This window comes from Humibacter sp. (genome assembly GCF_035547335.1).
Lineage (GTDB): Bacteria > Actinomycetota > Actinomycetes > Actinomycetales > Microbacteriaceae > Humibacter.
Map to the genome: position 1 here is coordinate 50381 of NZ_DASZVF010000080.1, position 17707 is coordinate 68087.

Here is a 17707-nt window from a genome sequence, read left to right on the forward strand (position 1 = left end):
CGCCGAGTGCCCGGCGTCACGCGGCGCGACGTCACGCCACGCCGGACTTTTGACCATTCGCCGTATGGAAAGCGATGTTTCCGTACGGCGGATCGTCAAAAGTCCGGTGTAGGGCGCACGGTGGATGCGACGAAATCCGCCGCAGCACACGATGAAGTCGGCCGCTGCAGACGACGAAGTCGGCGGCAGCAGTCGTTCGACGTCACTGGAACGGGACCGAATCAGTCGCAGGTGACTTGGTCAGGGGCACACCACACCGTGGCCTGGAGCCCGAGCGCGGTCAACGTGAACGGCGGGGACGTTCGTGCAAGCCTTGGGCGACGGCATCCAAGATCTCTTCCTGGACTGCGGGCCATCTGTTCTCGACGGCGTGCGAGGGATACCTGAAAACGGTGTATCCCTGAAGGTTCAGCCGGCGATCTTGGGCCAGGTCTCTCGCTCGCCTCACGGGATCGCCATGGAACTCGAAGCCATCCACTTGCACTATCAGGCGACTGCCGATCAGACCGTCGACGGGATGGCCGTCCACGTAAACCTGCGGCACCATGACGATGCCGCTCGCTGCGAGTCTCACCCGCATCAGCGACTCTCCACCGGCGTCCGCGCGTCCGTCCACCAGGGCGACCGTCCGTGCGAACCGCCCGCCGAGCACGTGCGCCAGCTGATTCAACTCTTCGAGCGACGTTCGCCTGTTGTGCAGCGCCGAATCGAGAGTTGCGACGGCGTAGTCGAGAGGCTGGCACTGCACGACGTGAACGAGCGCATTCAGAACCGGCTCGATCGCAGCATCCCGACCGGCCGGCCTCGGCAGCTGACCCCAGTGCACCACGAAGTGCGGCATGGGGCGGTGTGGGGAAAAGCCGCGCGGAGCGGAGACATGGAGCCGAGGAACCGACCGCGCCCACAGACCGCACAGGCGCGCTGCCGACACGCAGCTGACTCGCAGACCCAGCGCGGCGGCTGCCCGCAGCTCAGCTGACGCCTCGGGTATAGCAACCCGGTCGCGACCCAGGAGGAGGATCTCGCCAGATGCTGCGGCAGCTCGGATGCGATACGCCGACATGCCGTATCCGCGCAGCGAACGACGATGCATGACGCCACCGTGCGCTCTGACCAGACCGGCGATATCCACCTCGTCATCGTCACCCCCGACTCAGACGGGATGGCTGCCTGCCAGACGAATGTGTACCCGAACATTGGCTTCCGACCGCTGGGGACGGAAAGCCGCGTGTTCCGCCAGACCGGTGACTTGCTGATTCGCCGTACGGAAAGCGCGGTTGCCGTACGGCGAATCGTCAAAACTGCGGTGTACCGCGAATCAGCCGACTGCGACGGCTGGCGCGGCGACGGCTCGCACGGCGAGCCGTCGGCGGGCGGCACGTAGAGCGGCTACTCGAACGCGACGATGAGCTCGATCTCGACCGGCGCATCCAGCGGGAGCACCGCCACGCCGACCGCCGAGCGGGCGTGCCTGCCCGCGTCGCCGAAGATCTCGCCGAGAAGCAGCGACGCCCCGTTGACCACACCGGGCTGACCCGTGAACGACGGATCGGAGGCGACGAATCCCGTCACTTTCACCACCTGGGTGATCCGGTCCAGCGACCCGATCACGGACTTCACGGCGGCGAGGGCGTTGAGGGTCGCGGTGCGGGCGAGATCGCGAGCGTCGTCGGCCGGCACGAGCCCGTGGCCGTCGCCGACCTTGCCCGTGAGCGGCAGAGCGCCGGAGACCATCGACAGCTGCCCGGCGGTGTAGACGAGGGAACCGTCGACGATCGCGGGCACGTACGCCGCGACCGGCGGCACGACGTCCGGAAGCTGGATGCCGAGCTCGGCCAGGCGCTCCTCGTGCGTCGCCATCAGCCCTCCTCGGAGATCGGACGCTTCAGGTAGGCCACGAGCCCGCCCTCAGGGCCGCTCACGACCTGCACGAGCTCCCAGCCCTCGGAGCCCCAGTTGTTCAGGATCGCCGCCGTGTTGTGCACGATGAGCGGCGTGGTCATGTACTCCCACCGAAGCATGGGTCCTTCTTTCTCGCGCACCGGCGTGCGGGTCTGCTGTGTCGATCACGCTGCCGTGGAGCGGCGATAGGAGTCGCGGAACACCACGACGGCAGCGCATCCAAGGCAACCTCATCGCGATGCCGCGCGCAACTGCGTCACATCCCGCAGAGCCGCGCCGCGAACCCTCTGCTCCTCCTCCACACGCGACCGCCAAGGCCCGCTTTCCCGCGGCGGCCGCCGAACGAGCGGTTTGCCAGGTTCTGCCGATAGCCTGTGGCGCATGTCTGCCCAAAAACCCACGGCTAGAGGTGCGCTCGGCGCACTGGGGGCGTTCGTCGGAATGAGCGTCGTCGCCGGCCTTCTTGTGACAGCAGCGGTGACTCCTGCGATCGCGGTCACCGGCATGGCCGCCAGTGACGGCATCGGCGCGTTCGACGGCCTCCCCGAATACCTCGAGATCGGCGCCCTTCCCCAGGTCTCGACCATCTACGCGAACCAGGGCGGACAGCCCGTTCCGATCGCCACCTTCTACCAGCAGAACCGCGTCGAGGTGGGCTGGGACGACATCGCACAGGTGATGAAGGATGCGACGATCGCCACCGAAGACCCGCGCTTCTACCAGCACGGCGGCATCGACCTCGAGGGCACGACGCGTGCCATCGTGCTGACGGGACTCCTGCACAAGTCCACGTCGGGCGGATCATCCATCACCCAGCAGTACGTGAAGAACGTCAAGGTGCAGCAGTGCGAGGCGCTGAACAAGATCGTCTCCGGTCCCACCGAGGCTGAGCAGAAGAAGCGTCAGGCCGCTCAGGACAAGAAGTACGAGGACTGCTACAACGCCGCGACAGACCCGACGATCTCCCGCAAGGTCGAGGAGATGAAGCAGGCCATCGGGCTCGAGAAGAAGTACTCGAAGAACGACATCCTCAAGGGGTACCTCAACATCGCAGGATTCGGCGGATCCGTGTACGGAGTCGAGTCGGCGGCCCGCTACTACTTCGGTGCCACCGCGAAGACCCTCACGCTCCCGCAGGCGGCGACGCTGGTCGCGATCGTGAACAACCCGGCGAATCTCCGCATCGATCAGGATAAGGCGACGAACCCGGGCAACAACGCCGAGAACGGGTTCAAGCGCACGCTTGAGCGTCGCGACTACGTGCTGCGCAGCATGCTGAAAGCCCACAAGATCACGCAGAAGCAGTACGACGATGCGGTGAAGACCAAGATCGAGCCCAAGATCACGCCGCAGCCCAACGGATGCGAGACCGCCGCGCAGTACAACGCGGCCTACTACTGCTCCTGGGTTCGGGACCTGATCTCCGAGGACACCGGGCTCGGCAAGACCGCGGCCGCTCGCGACGCGCTGCTGCGCGCCGGCGGTCTGAAGATCTACACGCCGCTCAACCTGGACATCCAGAACGTCGCGCAGCAGTCGCTGAGCAGCTATGTGCCCGGCTCGCGTCCTGGCGTCGCCATCGGCGGCTCGAACCTCTCGGTCGAGGTCGGCACCGGTCGCGTCATCTCGATGGTGCAGAACACGAGCTACACCGCTGTGGACAACGGCGACCCGAACTCCACGAGCATCAACTACAACACCGACTTCAACGAAGGCGGCTCAGGCGGCTTCCAGACTGGATCCACCTACAAGCTCTTCACGCTGCTGGAGTGGCTCAAGGAGGGCCATTCCATCAACGACCGGATAACGGCGCCCTCCGCCCGCACCACGTTCCCCGCGAGCAAGTGGCACACGACGTGCTCGGACACCTCGCCGGTCGCATCCTGGACGGTCGAGAACGACGGCCCGGGTGAAGGCGGCACGATGAGCGTCTCGAGCGCCACAGCGGAGTCGGTGAACACGGCGTTCGCGATCATGGGCACCAAGCTCGACCTCTGCGGCATCCGTCAGAGCGCCGTCAACATGGGCATCCACCCCGCCAGCGACAAGGTGTGGACCACCGACGCCGCCGGCAACGAGGTGCAGGTTCCCAACCCGCTGCTCGGCAACCCTGCTGCGATCCTCGGCACGAACAACCTCTCGCCGCTGACTCTCGTCACCGCGTATGCGGGAGTCGCGAACGGCGGAAAGTGGTGCACGCCTGTCGGCATCGACAAGATCGTGGGCGCAGACGGCAAGGACCTCCCGGTCACGCCGACGAAGTGCACGCAGGGCGTGGATCCGAACGTGGCCGCCGGCGCGATCAAGGCCCTCCAGGGCGTCGTCTCGAGCGGCACGGGAACCATCGCGAACCCGCACGACGGTGTTCCGATCCTGGGCAAGACGGGTACGACCGACTCCGCCGCGCAGAACTGGTTCGTCTCGTCCACGACCAAGACGGCGACGGTCTCCTGGGTCGGTCAGACGAAGCAGACCAACGGAAACTGGGTCAACTTCGGCAACTTCAGCCTGAACGGCGACAACGGACGCAACGCCAAGCTCCACGTCGCCAAGCCGGTGATCGCAGCACTCAACAAGCTGTACGGCGGTGACCCGTTCCCGCAGGCGACCGGAAGCGTTCTGCAGGCCAAGCAGGTGACGGTGCCCGACCTGACGGGCAAGTCGCCCGCAGACGCGCAGTCCACGCTCGAGGGCCTGGGCTTCGCGTACCAGGACGGCGGCCCTGTCGACTCGGCGCTGCCAGCGGGCGTCGTCGCGAGCACCAACCCGCCTGCCGGCAGCAGTGTCGGCATCGGTGCGGTGGTCACGGTGTACACGTCGAAGGGGAATCAGAAGGCGGTACCCGACGTCACCGGCAAGTCAGGCCAAGATGCTGCCAAGGTTTTGAGCGACGCCGGATTCAACGTGGCTTGGGCAAGCGGAAGCGATCCGACCGGCACGGTCGTCTCTACCGATCCGGCTGCGAATACCCCTGCCGCCACCGGCTCGACGGTCACGATCAAGACCGCGAAGAACAACGGAGGCGGCGGCAACGGAGGAAACGGAGCCAACGGATGACAGTACGCCGGGGCGCGAGTGCGATCGGAACGGTTGCACTCGTCGCCGGCGCGGCATCCATGGGTGCTCTGATCTGGGGCACGCTCATCGAGCGCAGGTGGTATGCGCTGCGGCAGGTGAGCGCTCCTGTGCTGCCCTCCGGCTCGAAACCGGTCCGGGTGCTGCATCTCAGCGACCTGCACATGGCGCCCTGGCAACGCGACAAGCAGGAGTGGATCCGTTCACTCGCGTCCTACGCGCCCGATCTGATCGTCGACACGGGCGACAACCTCGGGCACGAGCGCGGCTTCGACGGCGTGAAGTACGCGCTCGACGCGTTCAAGGGTGTCCCGGGCGTGTTCGTGAACGGGTCGAACGACTACTACGGGCCGATCCCGAAGAACCCAATGCGGTACTTCAGCGGCCCTTCCACCCTGCACGCGAAGCCGTCCAACCTGGACACCGGTGAGCTCACCGGATACTTCGCGAACGAGCTGGGCTGGCTGGACCTGAACAACCGCGCGGGTGCGCTCACGCTGAACGGGACGCGACTCGAGCTGTTCGGGGTGGACGACCCGCACCGCAATTTCGATCGGCTGGACACGGTGACGGGCGAGCTCGACGAGCTCAGGGCATCCGAGGAGACCGATGGCGGCTGGCGCGACGGCGGTCGCGACGGCCGCCCGGGGGCCACTGTCGCGATCGGCGTCGCGCACGCGCCGTACCGGCGCATCCTCGACTCCTTCGTCACCAACGGAGCGAGCATGATCTTCGCGGGACACACCCACGGCGGTCAGGTCTGCGTGCCCGGCTTCGGCGCGCTCGTGACCAATTGCGACCTCCCGCGCCGCCAGGCGAAGGGCCTCAGCACCTGGACGCACGCACTCCGTGTCGCGTACCTGAACGTCTCGGCCGGTCTCGGCACGTCGATCTACTCTCCCGTGCGCTTCGCCTGCAGGCCGGAAGCATCCCTCGTCACTCTCGTCCCGCACGACACGCCCTTCGACGGACCGAACGTCCGCTGACCGCCGCGTCGCCGACGCGCCGCCACCGGAGCAAACGTCCGCTGACCGTTCGGTCGCCGTCTAGCCTCCACCGCCGAGCAAACGTCCGCTGGCCTCCGGCTCCCACGAGCCGCCACGGAGCAAACGTCCCCTGACGTCCGGGCCGCCCGCGGGCCGCCGCGGGGCGAACGTCCCCTGACGTCCAGGTTGTGGACGAGCCTCCTCCTCGGAGCGAACGTCACCTGAATCGCGGCTCGCTGATGCACCACCGCGTTCTCTGAGAAACGACATAGTCCACGCTGATCGACGGGTCAGAGTGGCCGCGTACGGTGCTCGGGTGAAGACCACTGGCACATTCTGGGGAGCGCTCGCGGCCTTCGTCGGCATGAGTGCTGTGGCAGGTGTCCTCGTCGTGGCGGCGGTGACTCCCGCGGCGGCGGTCACCTCGCTCGCGGTGAGCGACGCGACGAACACGTTCGACGGGCTCCCCGATTACCTGGCCTTGCAGCCACTGGATCAGACGACCACCTTCTACGCCTCCAAGGGCGGACAGAAGGTGCCGATCGCCACCTTCTACGCGCAGAATCGGCAGGATGTCTCATCCGCCCAGATCGCGCAGACCGTCAAGGACGCCGCCGTCGACACCGAGGATCCGCGCTTCTACTCGGAGGGCGGCATCGACGTCTACGGAACCATCCGCGGGGCCATCGCGACCTCGACGGGCGGTGACGTGCAGGGCGGTTCGTCGATCACGCAGCAGTACGTGAAGAACATCCTCGTGCAGCGCTGCGACGAGAACGACCAGGTGGATCCCAGCGCGTCGGCGGCGGAGCAGAAGAAGCAGCGGGCGAAGTTCGAGCAGTGCTACGAAGACGCCGCGGGCGTCACGGTGTCACGCAAGCTGCAGGAGATCAGGTACGCCATAGGCCTCGACAAGCGGTACAGCAAGACCGACATCCTGCGCTCGTATCTCAACATCGTCGGGTTCGGCGGTCAGATCTACGGTGTGCAGGCTGCGGCGAAGTACTACTTCGGCGTCGATGCGAAACACCTCTCGCTCCCCCAGTCCGCGACCCTCGTCGCCATCCTGAACAACCCGAACTACCTGCGCATCGACGACGGATCGATCAAGCCCGACGACTCGGCGACCGACAACAACTCGAAGAACGGCTTCGCGGCCACGAAGGCGCGCCGTGACTACGTGCTGCAGCGGATGCTCGTGCACAAGTCGATCACGAAGGCCCAGTACAAGCAGGCGGTCGCCACGCCCATCACGCCGAAGATCACGCCGACGCCCTCAGGATGCCAGTCCGCTGTCGCGTACGACGCCGGCTTCTTCTGCGACTACGTGAAACACGTCATGCTGCAGGATCCCGCGTTCGGCAAGACCGCCGACGAGCGGCAGCTGCGATTCCAGCGCGGCGGAATGAACGTCTACACCACCCTGAACCTCGACCTGCAGAACACGGCGCAGCACGCGCTCAGCGCGTACGTGCCGTCATCCGACGCGCAGGTGGACGTCGGCGGCGCGAACGTCTCCGTCGAGGTGGGCACCGGCCGCATCGTCACCATGGTGGAGAACAAGTCGTTCGATGACACGGGCTCCGGCGGCGCAGGATCGACCGCGATCAACTACAACACCGACAACGCCTATGGCGGGTCCAACGGCTTCCAGACCGGCTCCTCGTTCAAGGCATTCGACCTCGCGGCGTGGTTCGAGGCGGGCCACACGGCGTACGAGAGCGTGAACGCGCACTATTCGGGGTATCCGTTCCCGTTCAGCGACTTCACCGCGTCGTGCCAAGGCGGAAGGCTGAGCGGCGGTTCCTATCCGGTCAGCAACGACTCGTCGTCGGAGGGCGGCACCATGTCGGTGCTGCAGGCCACCGAGGAGTCCGTCAACACGGCCTTCATGCAGATGGCGACGCAGACCGACCTGTGCAGCATCGCGAACGTCGCGAAGGCCCTCGGCGTGCACTCGGCTTCTCCCACGACCAACCCGTTCCAGATCGTGCCGTCGATGGTGATCGGAACGAACTACATCGCGCCGCTCACCATGGCCACGGCCTACGCGGGCATCGCGAACAACGGCAAGTTCTGCAGCAATGTCGCGATCGACAAGATCGTGACCACGAGCGGCGCGAGTGTAGCGGTGCCGAAGTCCACGTGCACGCAAGCGATCCCCTCCACGGTCGCGGCCGCGCTGGCATGGACGCTCGAGCACGTGCTCACCGCGGGCACGGCCACCTCGGCCAACCCGCACGACGGCACACCGACTCTGGCGAAGACGGGAACGACCGACAGCTACCAGCAGAACTGGCTCGTCACCTCGAGCTCCAAGGTCGCCAACGCCATCTGGGTCGGCCAGATCTCAGGCTCGCACGACCTGCGCGACTACGACTACAACGGCACCGAGCTCGCGTACGCAAAGTTCTACGCGGACCGGCAGATTCTTGCCGCTCTGGATGCCAACTACGGCGGTTCCGAGTTCACGTCGCCTCCTAACTCGCTCCTGTACGGGTCGAGCAAGGGTTCGAGCACGCAGTCCGGTGCCGGAAACAGCAGTGACAACGGCAACGGCGGAGCGGGCAACGGTGGCGCCAACGGCGGTGGGGGTCCCTCGACGCCCGGCAACGGCAACGGCGCCCCGACGAACGGCGGCGGAGGCACAGGTGCGAGCGATGGCGGCCAGGGCTCGGGATCGGGCGGTCCCGGCGCCGGGACGGGGCAAGGTACCGGAACCGGCCAGGGCGGCGGCACCAACCCGCCGTCGACGGGCGGGTAGTGCGACCGCCGTTGAGCCTATCGAAACCGGTACCGCCGAGACCTGTACCGCCGGTTGAGCCTGTCGAAACCGGTACCGCCGGTTGAGCTTGTCGAAACCGACCGGTGGGTGAGCTGGTTTCGACAGGCTCAACCAGCGGTACAGAGAGCTGGTTTCGACAGGCTCAACCAGCGGGACGACGACCTGGTCTCGACAGGCTCAACCAACGGCACGGAGCGCTGGTCTCGACAGGGGCGACCGGGGCGGAGAGAGGCGGTCGCCGACATCCGCCATGTCAACCCGGGAAATGACGGCGAGCCGAGCGTAGCCTCGAAAGGGTGACGCATCCACGCTTGCAAGCCTGGGGGGCTCTCGGAGGGTTCATCGCCATGAGCGCGGTGGCCGGCATCCTCGTCGTCAGTGCGGTGACGCCTGCAGTGGCCGTCGCCTCGCTGGCCGTGAGCGACGGCACAGGGATGTTCGACGGGCTGCCCGACTACCTCGCCCCGCAGGCTCTGGACCAGACCACCACCTTCTACGGGACCCAGGGCGGCAAACCCGTGCCCATCGCCACGTTCTATGCGCAGAACCGCGAGGACGTGCCGTGGGACGGCATCGCGCAATCCGTGAAGGACGCGGCCGTGGCGACCGAGGATCCGCGCTTCTACACCGAGGGCGGAATCGACTTCGTCGGCACGGTGCGTGGCGCGTTGTCCACGGCGACGGGCAAGGACGTGCAGGGCGGGTCATCCATCACGCAGCAGTATGTGAAGAACATCCTCGTGCAGCGCTGCGAGCAGAATGACGCCGTCGACCCGGATGCCGACCCCGCCGTGCAGAAGAAGCAGCAGGCGAAGTTCGAGGCCTGCTACACGGATGCGACGGGCGTTACCGTGCAGCGCAAGGTGCAGGAGATCCGGTACGCGATCGGGTTGGACAAGCGCTACAGCAAGGATCAGATTCTGCTCAGCTACCTCAACATCGTGGGGTTCGGCGGACGCGTGTACGGCATTCAGGCGGCAGCCGAGTACTACTTCGGCACGGATGCGAAGTCGCTCACGCTTCCGCAGGCGGCCACGCTTATCGCCATTCTGAACAACCCGAACTATCTGCGCATCGACGATCAGTCGAGCTCGTCGACGAACGTCGCCGCGAAGGGCTTCCCTGCCACGCTCGAGCGCCGCAACTACGTGCTCAAGCGCATGTACGTCAACCACAAGATCACGAAGGACCAATACCAGCAGGCCACGGCGACGAAGATCGAGCCGCACATCACGCCGAAGGAGTCCGGATGCACCAGCGCTGTGCAGTTCGACGCCGGCTTCTTCTGCGACTACGTGCGGCGCATCATGCTGCAGGATCCAGCCTTCGGCAAGACGGCCGAGCAGCGGCAGGCGCAGTTCCAGCAGGGCGGGCTCAAGGTGTACACCACCTTGAATCTCGACCTGCAGAACACGGCCCAGGCGGCGCTGAGCAACTACATCCCTCCCACGTACGGCAACCTCGACCTGGGCGGCGCCAACGTCTCGATGGAGGTCGGCACCGGGCGTGTTGTGACGATGGTGGAGAACAAGCAGTTCAACGACACGAGCAGCGCTCCGCCCGGCACGACGTCGGTGAACTACACGACCGACTACGCGTACGGCGGCTCGAGCGGCTTCCAGACCGGCTCCTCGTTCAAGGCCTTCGACCTCACCGCGTGGCTGGAAGCAGGCCACACGCTGTACGAGTCGGTGAACGCGAACGTCCACTCGTTCCCCGAGTCGCAGTTCGCGACGTGCGGTGACGGCTTCGGCAACGTGGTCTGGAATGTGGCGAACGACGAGTCATCCGAGGGCGGGTACATGTCGGTGCTCCAGGCCACCGAGGCATCCGTGAACACGGCGTTCGCCATGATGGCCACCAAGCTGAACCTGTGCAGCATCTCGAACGCAGCGCAGGCTCTCGGCGTGCACACCGCGAACCCAGCGCCGGCGGATGAGGGTGGCAACCCGTGGGTGATCAACCCGCCGATGGTCCTCGGAACCAACTACATCTCGCCGCTGACGATGGCGCAGGCCTACGCCGGCATCGCGAACGGCGGCAAGATGTGCACCCCGATCGCGATCGACAGGGCCGTGGATGCCAACGGCAAGGACATCGCGGTTCCCAAGACCACCTGCACACAGGCGATCCCCGCGAACGTCGCCGCCACGGTCGCGTGGGCGCTCGAGCATGTGCTGACCGCAGGCACCGCGACGGGCGCCAACCCGCACGACGGCGTGCCCATCATGGGCAAGACCGGTACCACCGACTACGCCCACGAGAACTGGCTCGTCACCTCGACGTCGAAGGTGGCGCAGGCCACCTGGATCGGGCTCATCTCGGGCGCTACGGACATGCACTACGTGTATTTCAAAGGCATCCAGGGCAACAACGTGAAGTTCTCGGTGGTGAAGCAGATCCAGGCGGCGCTCGACGGCGTGTATGGCGGCTCGCCGTTCCCGGCTCCGGACAACAAGCTGATCTACGGCAGCGGCGGGTCCAAGGGTCCATCGACCAACAGTCCCGCACCGACCAATCCCGGCAACAGAGGTGGGGGCAACGGCGGCAATCCGGGCAACGGGCCCAATCCGCCGACGCAGTCCGACGGCGCTGGAGACACGGGCGGAGGCCAGGGCGGCCCAGCAGGACCCGGTGGCGGCCCTGGCGACGGGCCAGGAGGCGGCGGAGACACCGGAGGCGCGCCCGGCGGCGGCACGAACCCCTGAGCCGGGGGCGGTACGAACCCCTGAGCCGCGCCGCGCTCCCCGGCGGGCACGGAGCGATGTCTGAGCGAGTCGTTCCTGGTCGTCCGCCCCTCGGCCACCGTGTATTCTTATGGAGGCCTTCGGGCCACCGGGGTGTGGCGCAGCTTGGTAGCGCGCTTCGTTCGGGACGAAGAGGCCGTGGGTTCGAATCCCGCCACCCCGACCCAGCAGAAGAGGGACCGCGGCACGCGCTCGGTCCCTCTTTCCTTATCGTCCGACGGGCCCTCAGCACTTGGGCCGCTCTGGCCGTTCGCCTGTGGCGAGGCACGCAGGGCGGCGGGCGGCGGCCGAGGGCTGACCAAGCGTCGGCGTGTTTCGTCACAGGGTGGTCGGCATCGACGGGCCGTGCTTGGCTGGCATGGTGTCGGGACTGCATCGCATCAACGAGGCCATCGGCCGGATCACCGGCTTCCAGCTGCGCAGGGTGCCACGTCGATCATCCGGTAGGAACGCGCCCCGGCCATCGTCGGCGTCGCCGGACCGGACAGGGCCGAAGGCCGTGCCGCCGCCGAAGATTCCGAGCGACTTCGACGACGAGCTGGCGACGATCATCCGTGCCGTCGCGCCGTTCACCATGACCAGCGTCGACAAGCTGCACGCTTTGATCACGGCGACGCGCTACGTTGTGAGATACCAGATCCCGGGCGACGTCGTCGAGTGCGGCGTCTGGCGCGGGGGAAGCATGCACGCGGTCGCGCGCACCCTTGCCGCTTGCGGTGACCTCGGTCGAGAGCTCTATCTCTACGACACCTTCGAGGGGATGACCGAACCCACCGAGCAGGATCTCCGGTGGGACGGGGCGCATCCCTCGCAGTGGCTGGAGCACTCGGCGGACCACAAGCGCGACAGTGCGATCTGGGCGTACGCGTCGCTCGAGGAGGTGAAGGCCGGCTTCGCCGACGTGCCGTATCCGGAGGAGCGGCTGCATTTCGTCAAGGGACCGGTGGAGCAGACCGTTCCGGGCATCCTGCCCGAGAAGATCGCGCTCCTGCGCCTGGACACCGACTGGTACAGCTCAACGGCGCACGAACTCGAGCACATGTACGACCGGCTCGTGCCGGGCGGTGCTGCTGCTGGATGACTACGCGCATTGGCAGGGCGCCAGGAAGGCCGTCGACGAGTGGCTGGACCGCACGGGCGAGAAGCTCCTTTTGCAGCGCATGGGCGGCGGCAGGATCGCCGTCAAGCCGGGCAACGTGTCATGAGCGCCGTTTCGCGACGGATGTCCGCCGCTTCGGCATCGTGTCTCTCCCGTGGACTCAGGCGAAGAGGTCCGCGACGAGCTCGAGCGAGTGCACACGGGCGTCGGGTTCCGCAGCACCCGAGGCGATCATGAGCTCGTCAGCCCCGGTCGAGGACAGCAACGACGCGAGGCGGTCACGCACGACCTCGGGCGTTCCGTACGCCTGTCGCGCATTGCGCGCGGCGATGAAGTCGAGTTCCAGCTGGCTGAACTCGTAGGCCGACGCCTCGGCCACCGAGACCGGTTCCGGCTTCTGCCCCCTGCGCATCTGCAGGAAGGAGATGGCGGCGGGCAGCGACTGCCTGTGCACCTCCTCCGGGTCCTCGTTCGCCAGCACCGTCACAGCGATCATGGCGTGCGGCTCCTGCAGCGTCTCACTGGGCTGGAACCGCTCGCGGTACAGCTTCAGGGCCTCCTCGGTGTGCTCGCCCGCGAAGTGGTGCGCGAAGGCGAAGGGCAGCCCGAGCGCCGCAGCGACCTGAGCGCTGTATCCGCTGGAGCCGAGCAGCCAGATCTCCGGCTGGTCGCCGAGCCCCGGCACGGCACGGATGCCTGCCAGCGGGTCGTTCGGTCCGAAACCGCCGGTGAAGAAGCCGATCAGGTCGAGGAGCTGCTGCGGAAAGTCCTCGGCACCGAGGGCATCCGCGCTTCGCCGCAGCGCAGCCGCCGTCACCTGGTCGGTGCCTGGAGCACGTCCGATGCCGAGATCGATGCGGTCGCCGTACAGCGAACGCAGCGTTCCGAACTGCTCGGCCACCACGAGCGGAGCGTGGTTCGGAAGCATCACTCCCCCGCTGCCCACTCGGATGCGTTCGGTGCGGGCCGCGATGCCGGCGATCAGCACGGCGGGCGCACTCGAGGCGACGGCAGGCATCCCATGGTGCTCGGCGACCCAGAAGCGGTGGAAGCCGAGCGACTCCGCGGCCTGCGCCAGACGGATGCTGCCCGCGACCGCATCCGCATTCGTCGCTCCCGCCTCTCGCGACGCGAGATCGAGCACGTTCAGCGGCACCTTGCGCAGTTCGGTCACCTTCAGTTCAACCGCCTGCACTCATCAGGATTCCCAGGCCGGTCATTCCGCCGCGCTTCATTCCGTCACGACGGCAGCGACGGCGCTGATCTCCAAGAGAGCGCCGGGAACACCGAGACCGGCGACACGCGCGGCCGTGACGAGTGGCGGAGAGCCCTGGCGTCCGAGCCTGGACGCGATGGCGCCGTAGGCCGCTCTCAGGTCTGCGTGCTCGTCGAAGAGGATGGTCCACTGGATCACGTCGTCGAGGGTCGCGCCGGCCGCGTTCAACGCCACGATCGCGTTCTCGAGCGCACGCACCGACTGGGCCGCGACGTCATCGGAGACGACCTTTCCGGTCTCGTCCACTCCGTTCTGACCCCCCAGATACACGGTCATCGCACCAGGGGGCACGACAGCGACATGGCTGAATGCCGGCGAGTTGACGAGTCCGGCCGGTTGCAGGAATTCGATGGGCATGGTCACAGCGTGGCGCGCACGTCCGACATTCGGTTCGCCAGCGAGACGAAGAGAACGCGCATCTACGTGAAGTCGGCGTCGGGCTCGGACGCGTACGCGACGGCCTCCGAGGTGAGCGGCCAACGACGCCGTCCGTTGTTGAGCACGCCGCCGCTCTCCTGCAGGTAGCACGCTCCGCACAGCGATTCGTAGACGACGTCGTCGCCGTCCTCGATCGCGACCTGGTCGCCGTCGAAGACGAAGACACCGTTGATCGTGCGGGCGTTGAAGATGGCCTTGCGCCCGCAGCGGCAGATGGTCTTCAGCTCCTCGAGGCTGTGCGCCACCTCGAGCAACCGTCTGCTGCCCGGGAATGCGACGGTCTGGAAATCCGTGCGGATGCCATATGCCAGAACCGGAATGTCTTCGAGGATCGCGATGCGCAGCAGGTCGTCGACCTGCGCCTCGCTGAGGAACTGCGCCTCATCCACGAGGAGGCAGCTCACGTCACGACCGAAGCGCGACATCGTGCGTTCGCGCAGCACCTGGAAGCGGTGGTAGAGGTCGGCATCCGGGTCGATGGTGAAGTCCGCGTTTCGTTCGACCCCGAGGCGCGACACGATGCCCGCGTCACCCTTGGTGTCGATCGCGGGCTTCGCCAGCAGCACCCGATGACCGCGCTCTTCGTAGTTGTAGGCAGCCTGCAGAAGCGCCGTGCTCTTGCCGCTGTTCATCGCCCCGAACCGGAAGTACAGTTTCGCCACCCCGTCATCGTAGAGCCCGTCATCGGCGAGGGCAGCGATGCGGCACGGGCGCAGTCGACGACGGCACCGATCAGGTCAGGTACCCGTCCTGCGCCGCGACGACGATCAGGTCGGATATCCGTCCTCGGTCGCCGCGACGATCAGGTCAGGTACCCGTCCTCGGCCGCTCTGCGGATCAGGTCCGACCTCGTGCTCGTCGGCCGTCCCGCCCGCGTGTACTTCTCGCGCACCCTCCGCAGGTACGTCTTCGCCGTCTCGAACTGCACGTTCATCTGCTCGGCGACCTGCGAGGTCGAGCTCCCCTCCACGTAGAGCACCAGCGCCCTCTTCTCCCCGTCGCTCAGCTTGGGCTTGGCGACCGGGCGCGAGCTCGACGTGACCTGGTGGGGCTCGGCGGTGTCGGCATCCGCGAGCCCCATCACGGCCTTCGCGGTCGCCATGACCTCGCGCACCGGCTGCGCTTTCGACAGGAAGGCGAGAGCACCGGCTCCCAGGCAGCGCTCACGCTCCTCCGGCGTGTCGAGGGCGGTGAGCACGATGACGGATGCGCCGGCAGCGCGACACGTTCGCACCCGGGCCTCGATCGACACCTTCTCGGCGAGGTTGAGGTCCATGAGCACGAGGTCGGTGGGAAACGCCGGCGAATGCACCAGCTCCACCCAGGTGGGCGCAGCGACGGCGAGGTCGAAGAGCGGCTCATGCTCGCGGATCCAGTTCGAGAGACTGTCGAGCAGCAGTTCGTGGTCGTCCAGGATGCCCACGCGCACGCGGGCTCCCGACTCACGCGGTGGCAAAGCCGAACCTCATCGTCATGATGGATCCCTTCCTCGTGATCGTGGCGTCAGGGCTGAACGAGCGCAGCACGCTGACGAACGGGCGTGCTGTGCGGCGCGCGAGCCCCCAGTCGGCAGTGATGCCGGCGGACAGCTCGAGCCGAGCCCGCCCGGCATCTACCCCGGGTTCCGGCAGCAGGACGAGACGCACGTCAGCGGCGTCGATCGCGCCGCGTCTGAGCAGCTCGAGCAGGCACGCGCTGAAAGCCGCTCGTTCGGGAGCGCGCAGGAGTGGCAGCAGCCTCTCCGGGTCGTACACGTCATCGGGCTGAAGGTGCGCATCGGCGAGCAATCTGTCCACCCACGTGGTGCGCAGTTCCGCCAGCGCCTGCCCCCGCAGGTGAGCGGCGACGGCTGCCGCCGTCGCGACGTCGTCGGGGGCGATCACGCCGCGTTCGGCGATGGATGCCAGCAGCGGCAGGGTCGCCCTGCGCAGCTCCTCGAGCTGGGCGCGACGCAGCGCATCCTGTTCCAGCAGACGGAACTCCGGCTCCAGGGCTCGCATCCCCCGCTCGGATGACGCCGTCCAGTCCGCGCTGAACCGGATGACGACGAAACCGCTCGTGGCGGCGACGGCCGCGAGCACCAGCACCGGAGTCGCGGCGACCACCCCGTACACGTACGGCGTGGTGGAGATGCGCAGTGCGGGCTGCTCGCCGGCGAGTGTGCCGACGACGAGGCCACCGGCCAGGCCGAAGAGGATGATCTCCCACGGCGGCCGCAGCCAGACGAGCCCGAAGACGATGAGCGCGACGGCGATCTGACCCCAGTCGTCCTGCACCATGCGATTCCTGCCCCACATCGACAGGGAGGACACCACGGCCGCCGCGACCGCGGTGCCCACGACCAGCACGGCGCCGCCTCGGTCGAGACGGCCGACGCTGGGGTGCGCCGCCACCGACAGCTCGACGCCGGCCGCGACGAGCAGGAGAAGCGCGACGACCGCGAGCACGGGCGACACCACCTGATCCCGGTGGAGGATGCTTTGCACCACCGCGTAGGCGACGGCGGCCCCGGACGTGAGGGGCGTCATCGCCCAGGCTGCGGTCGCTCCGATCGGATCCAGCCGGTTCGGCGGGCGGTCGAACGTCGCTTCGCTCATGCGGCGCCGGCTTCCGTTGCAGCGGGTACCACCATGAGCACGGACGTTCCCGCTCCCGGACGCGAGAACACCGAGACGGATCCTCCCACGCGTTCCACCCGCTCGATCACAGAGTGGAGCAGGCCCATGCGGTCGTTGCCCTCCGCTTTCAGGGTCCCGACGTCGAAGCCCCGGCCGGGATCGACCACGACGAGCGAGACCGCGCCCCCCGAGGCCGACAGCATGACCTCGGCCGACGACTGCCCGGAGTGCTTGAGCACGTTGACGAGGCATTGCCTGGCGGCCAGTCCGATCGCGCGCCGGGCGTCGTTGTGCAGGAACGTGTAGGGGGCCGGATCACCCGAGACCTCGACCACGAGTCCCGCGTCGCGTGCCTGTTCGATCGCCTGCGCGAGCTCGGTGGCGCCCCAGCCGCCCTCCTCCGCCGAGCTCTGCGCGTCCGCGCGCTGCGCATCCTCCGTCCAGTGCAGGATGTCCGCCTGCAATCGTTCCCGGAACCGCTCGGGCACGGGTCCCGGCACCGCGGTGGCGATCGCGGCGAGTTCGCTGAGCGTGGTGTCGTGCAGCTCGGCTCGCAACTCGCCCGCGAGGGCCCGGCGCAACTCGTCGGCGTGCTGCTGGCGGAGCATCCGCATGATCGAGGCGTGGGCGCTGCGGTACACCCCCTGCGTCAGGCTGGAGAACAGCAGCAACGTCATGAACAGCACGTATGCGCCGAGCGAGATGGCGTCGAACCGGAACTCCCTGCCCGCCACGGCGGCTGCGGCGAAGACGGCCAGGTCGCCGATGGCGTAGGCGATCG

Annotated in this window: 17 protein-coding genes and 1 tRNA gene; 8 read left to right on the forward strand and 10 right to left on the reverse strand. The window is 67.3% G+C overall.

The features are described from left to right. Positions 1-280 precede the first annotated feature (280 nt). The gene (locus VHB92_RS16170) at positions 281-841 is read right to left on the reverse strand and encodes an endonuclease domain-containing protein (RefSeq protein WP_325454797.1); all 561 of its coding nucleotides are present in this window, start codon (positions 839-841) and stop codon (positions 281-283) included. 246 nt (positions 842-1087) lie between these two features. Between VHB92_RS16170 and VHB92_RS16175 the strand changes: the two genes are divergently transcribed. Beyond that, on the forward strand, positions 1088-1384 hold the full coding sequence (locus VHB92_RS16175) for a hypothetical protein (protein ID WP_325454798.1): 297 nt from the start codon (positions 1088-1090) through the stop codon (positions 1382-1384). Between the two features lie 5 nt (positions 1385-1389). Here VHB92_RS16175 and VHB92_RS16180 read toward each other — a convergent pair whose 3' ends face one another. Together VHB92_RS16180 and VHB92_RS16185 are read right to left on the reverse strand one after the other, a co-directional pair. Further along, positions 1390-1860: a RidA family protein gene (locus VHB92_RS16180; protein WP_325454799.1), complete on the reverse strand. Its 471-nt coding sequence runs from the start codon at positions 1858-1860 to the stop codon at positions 1390-1392. Further along, positions 1860-2021 carry a hypothetical protein gene (locus tag VHB92_RS16185; RefSeq protein WP_325454800.1) on the reverse strand — a complete coding sequence of 54 codons (162 nt, stop codon included), beginning with the start codon at positions 2019-2021 and terminating at the stop codon, positions 1860-1862. The genes VHB92_RS16180 and VHB92_RS16185 overlap by 1 nt, the downstream gene beginning before the upstream one ends. A gap of 262 nt (positions 2022-2283) precedes the next feature. Here VHB92_RS16185 and VHB92_RS16190 point away from each other — a divergent pair, with 262 nt between their 5' ends. The 5 genes from VHB92_RS16190 to VHB92_RS16210 all read left to right on the forward strand — a co-directional run bounded on the left by VHB92_RS16190 (position 2284) and on the right by VHB92_RS16210 (position 11658). Next, a complete protein-coding gene (locus VHB92_RS16190; RefSeq protein ID WP_325454801.1) occupies positions 2284-4959 on the forward strand; it encodes a transglycosylase domain-containing protein in 2676 nt (891 codons plus the stop codon). Beyond that, positions 4956-5963, forward strand: a complete 1008-nt coding sequence (locus tag VHB92_RS16195) for a metallophosphoesterase (protein ID WP_325454802.1) — start codon at positions 4956-4958, stop codon at positions 5961-5963. The genes VHB92_RS16190 and VHB92_RS16195 overlap by 4 nt, the downstream gene beginning before the upstream one ends. 316 nt (positions 5964-6279) lie before the next feature. Continuing rightward, positions 6280-8727 (forward strand): transglycosylase domain-containing protein, encoded by a 2448-nt coding sequence (locus VHB92_RS16200; RefSeq protein ID WP_325454803.1) that lies wholly within the window; start codon positions 6280-6282, stop codon positions 8725-8727. A gap of 368 nt (positions 8728-9095) precedes the next feature. Next, on the forward strand, positions 9096-11456 hold the full coding sequence (locus tag VHB92_RS16205; protein WP_325454804.1) for a transglycosylase domain-containing protein: 2361 nt from the start codon (positions 9096-9098) through the stop codon (positions 11454-11456). 128 nt (positions 11457-11584) lie between these two features. Continuing rightward, a tRNA-Pro gene (locus VHB92_RS16210) sits at positions 11585-11658 on the forward strand. A 155-nt stretch (positions 11659-11813) separates the two neighbouring features. Here VHB92_RS16210 and VHB92_RS16215 read toward each other — a convergent pair. Next, positions 11814-12086 carry a hypothetical protein gene (locus tag VHB92_RS16215; protein WP_325454805.1) on the reverse strand — a complete coding sequence of 91 codons (273 nt, stop codon included), beginning with the start codon at positions 12084-12086 and terminating at the stop codon, positions 11814-11816. Between VHB92_RS16215 and VHB92_RS16220 the strand changes: the two genes are divergently transcribed. Continuing rightward, positions 12070-12576, forward strand: coding sequence for a TylF/MycF/NovP-related O-methyltransferase (locus VHB92_RS16220; RefSeq protein ID WP_325454806.1), 507 nt, complete (start codon positions 12070-12072; stop codon positions 12574-12576). The genes VHB92_RS16215 and VHB92_RS16220 overlap by 17 nt on opposite strands. Next, positions 12560-12700, forward strand: a complete 141-nt coding sequence (locus VHB92_RS16225) for a hypothetical protein (RefSeq protein WP_325454807.1) — start codon at positions 12560-12562, stop codon at positions 12698-12700. Before VHB92_RS16220 ends, VHB92_RS16225 begins: the two co-directional genes overlap by 17 nt. Before the next feature lie 54 nt (positions 12701-12754). Here VHB92_RS16225 and VHB92_RS16230 read toward each other — a convergent pair whose 3' ends face one another. The 6 genes from VHB92_RS16230 to VHB92_RS16255 form a co-directional block, all read right to left on the reverse strand. Next, complete coding sequence (locus tag VHB92_RS16230; protein ID WP_414653127.1) at positions 12755-13768, reverse strand: LLM class flavin-dependent oxidoreductase; 1014 nt, start codon at positions 13766-13768, stop codon at positions 12755-12757. Positions 13769-13825: 57 nt separating this feature from the next. Beyond that, complete coding sequence (locus tag VHB92_RS16235; RefSeq protein ID WP_325454808.1) at positions 13826-14227, reverse strand: RidA family protein; 402 nt, start codon at positions 14225-14227, stop codon at positions 13826-13828. A gap of 62 nt (positions 14228-14289) precedes the next feature. Next, positions 14290-14970 (reverse strand): thymidine kinase, encoded by a 681-nt coding sequence (locus VHB92_RS16240; RefSeq protein ID WP_325454809.1) that lies wholly within the window; start codon positions 14968-14970, stop codon positions 14290-14292. Between the two features lie 140 nt (positions 14971-15110). Continuing rightward, positions 15111-15764, reverse strand: a complete 654-nt coding sequence (locus VHB92_RS16245) for a response regulator (RefSeq protein ID WP_325454810.1) — start codon at positions 15762-15764, stop codon at positions 15111-15113. Beyond that, positions 15751-16905, reverse strand: coding sequence for a hypothetical protein (locus VHB92_RS16250; protein WP_325454811.1), 1155 nt, complete (start codon positions 16903-16905; stop codon positions 15751-15753). Before VHB92_RS16250 ends, VHB92_RS16245 begins: the two co-directional genes overlap by 14 nt. After that, on the reverse strand, positions 16902-17707 hold an 806-nt coding region (locus tag VHB92_RS16255), incomplete at its 5' end, for a sensor histidine kinase (protein WP_325454812.1). The genes VHB92_RS16255 and VHB92_RS16250, both read right to left, overlap by 4 nt.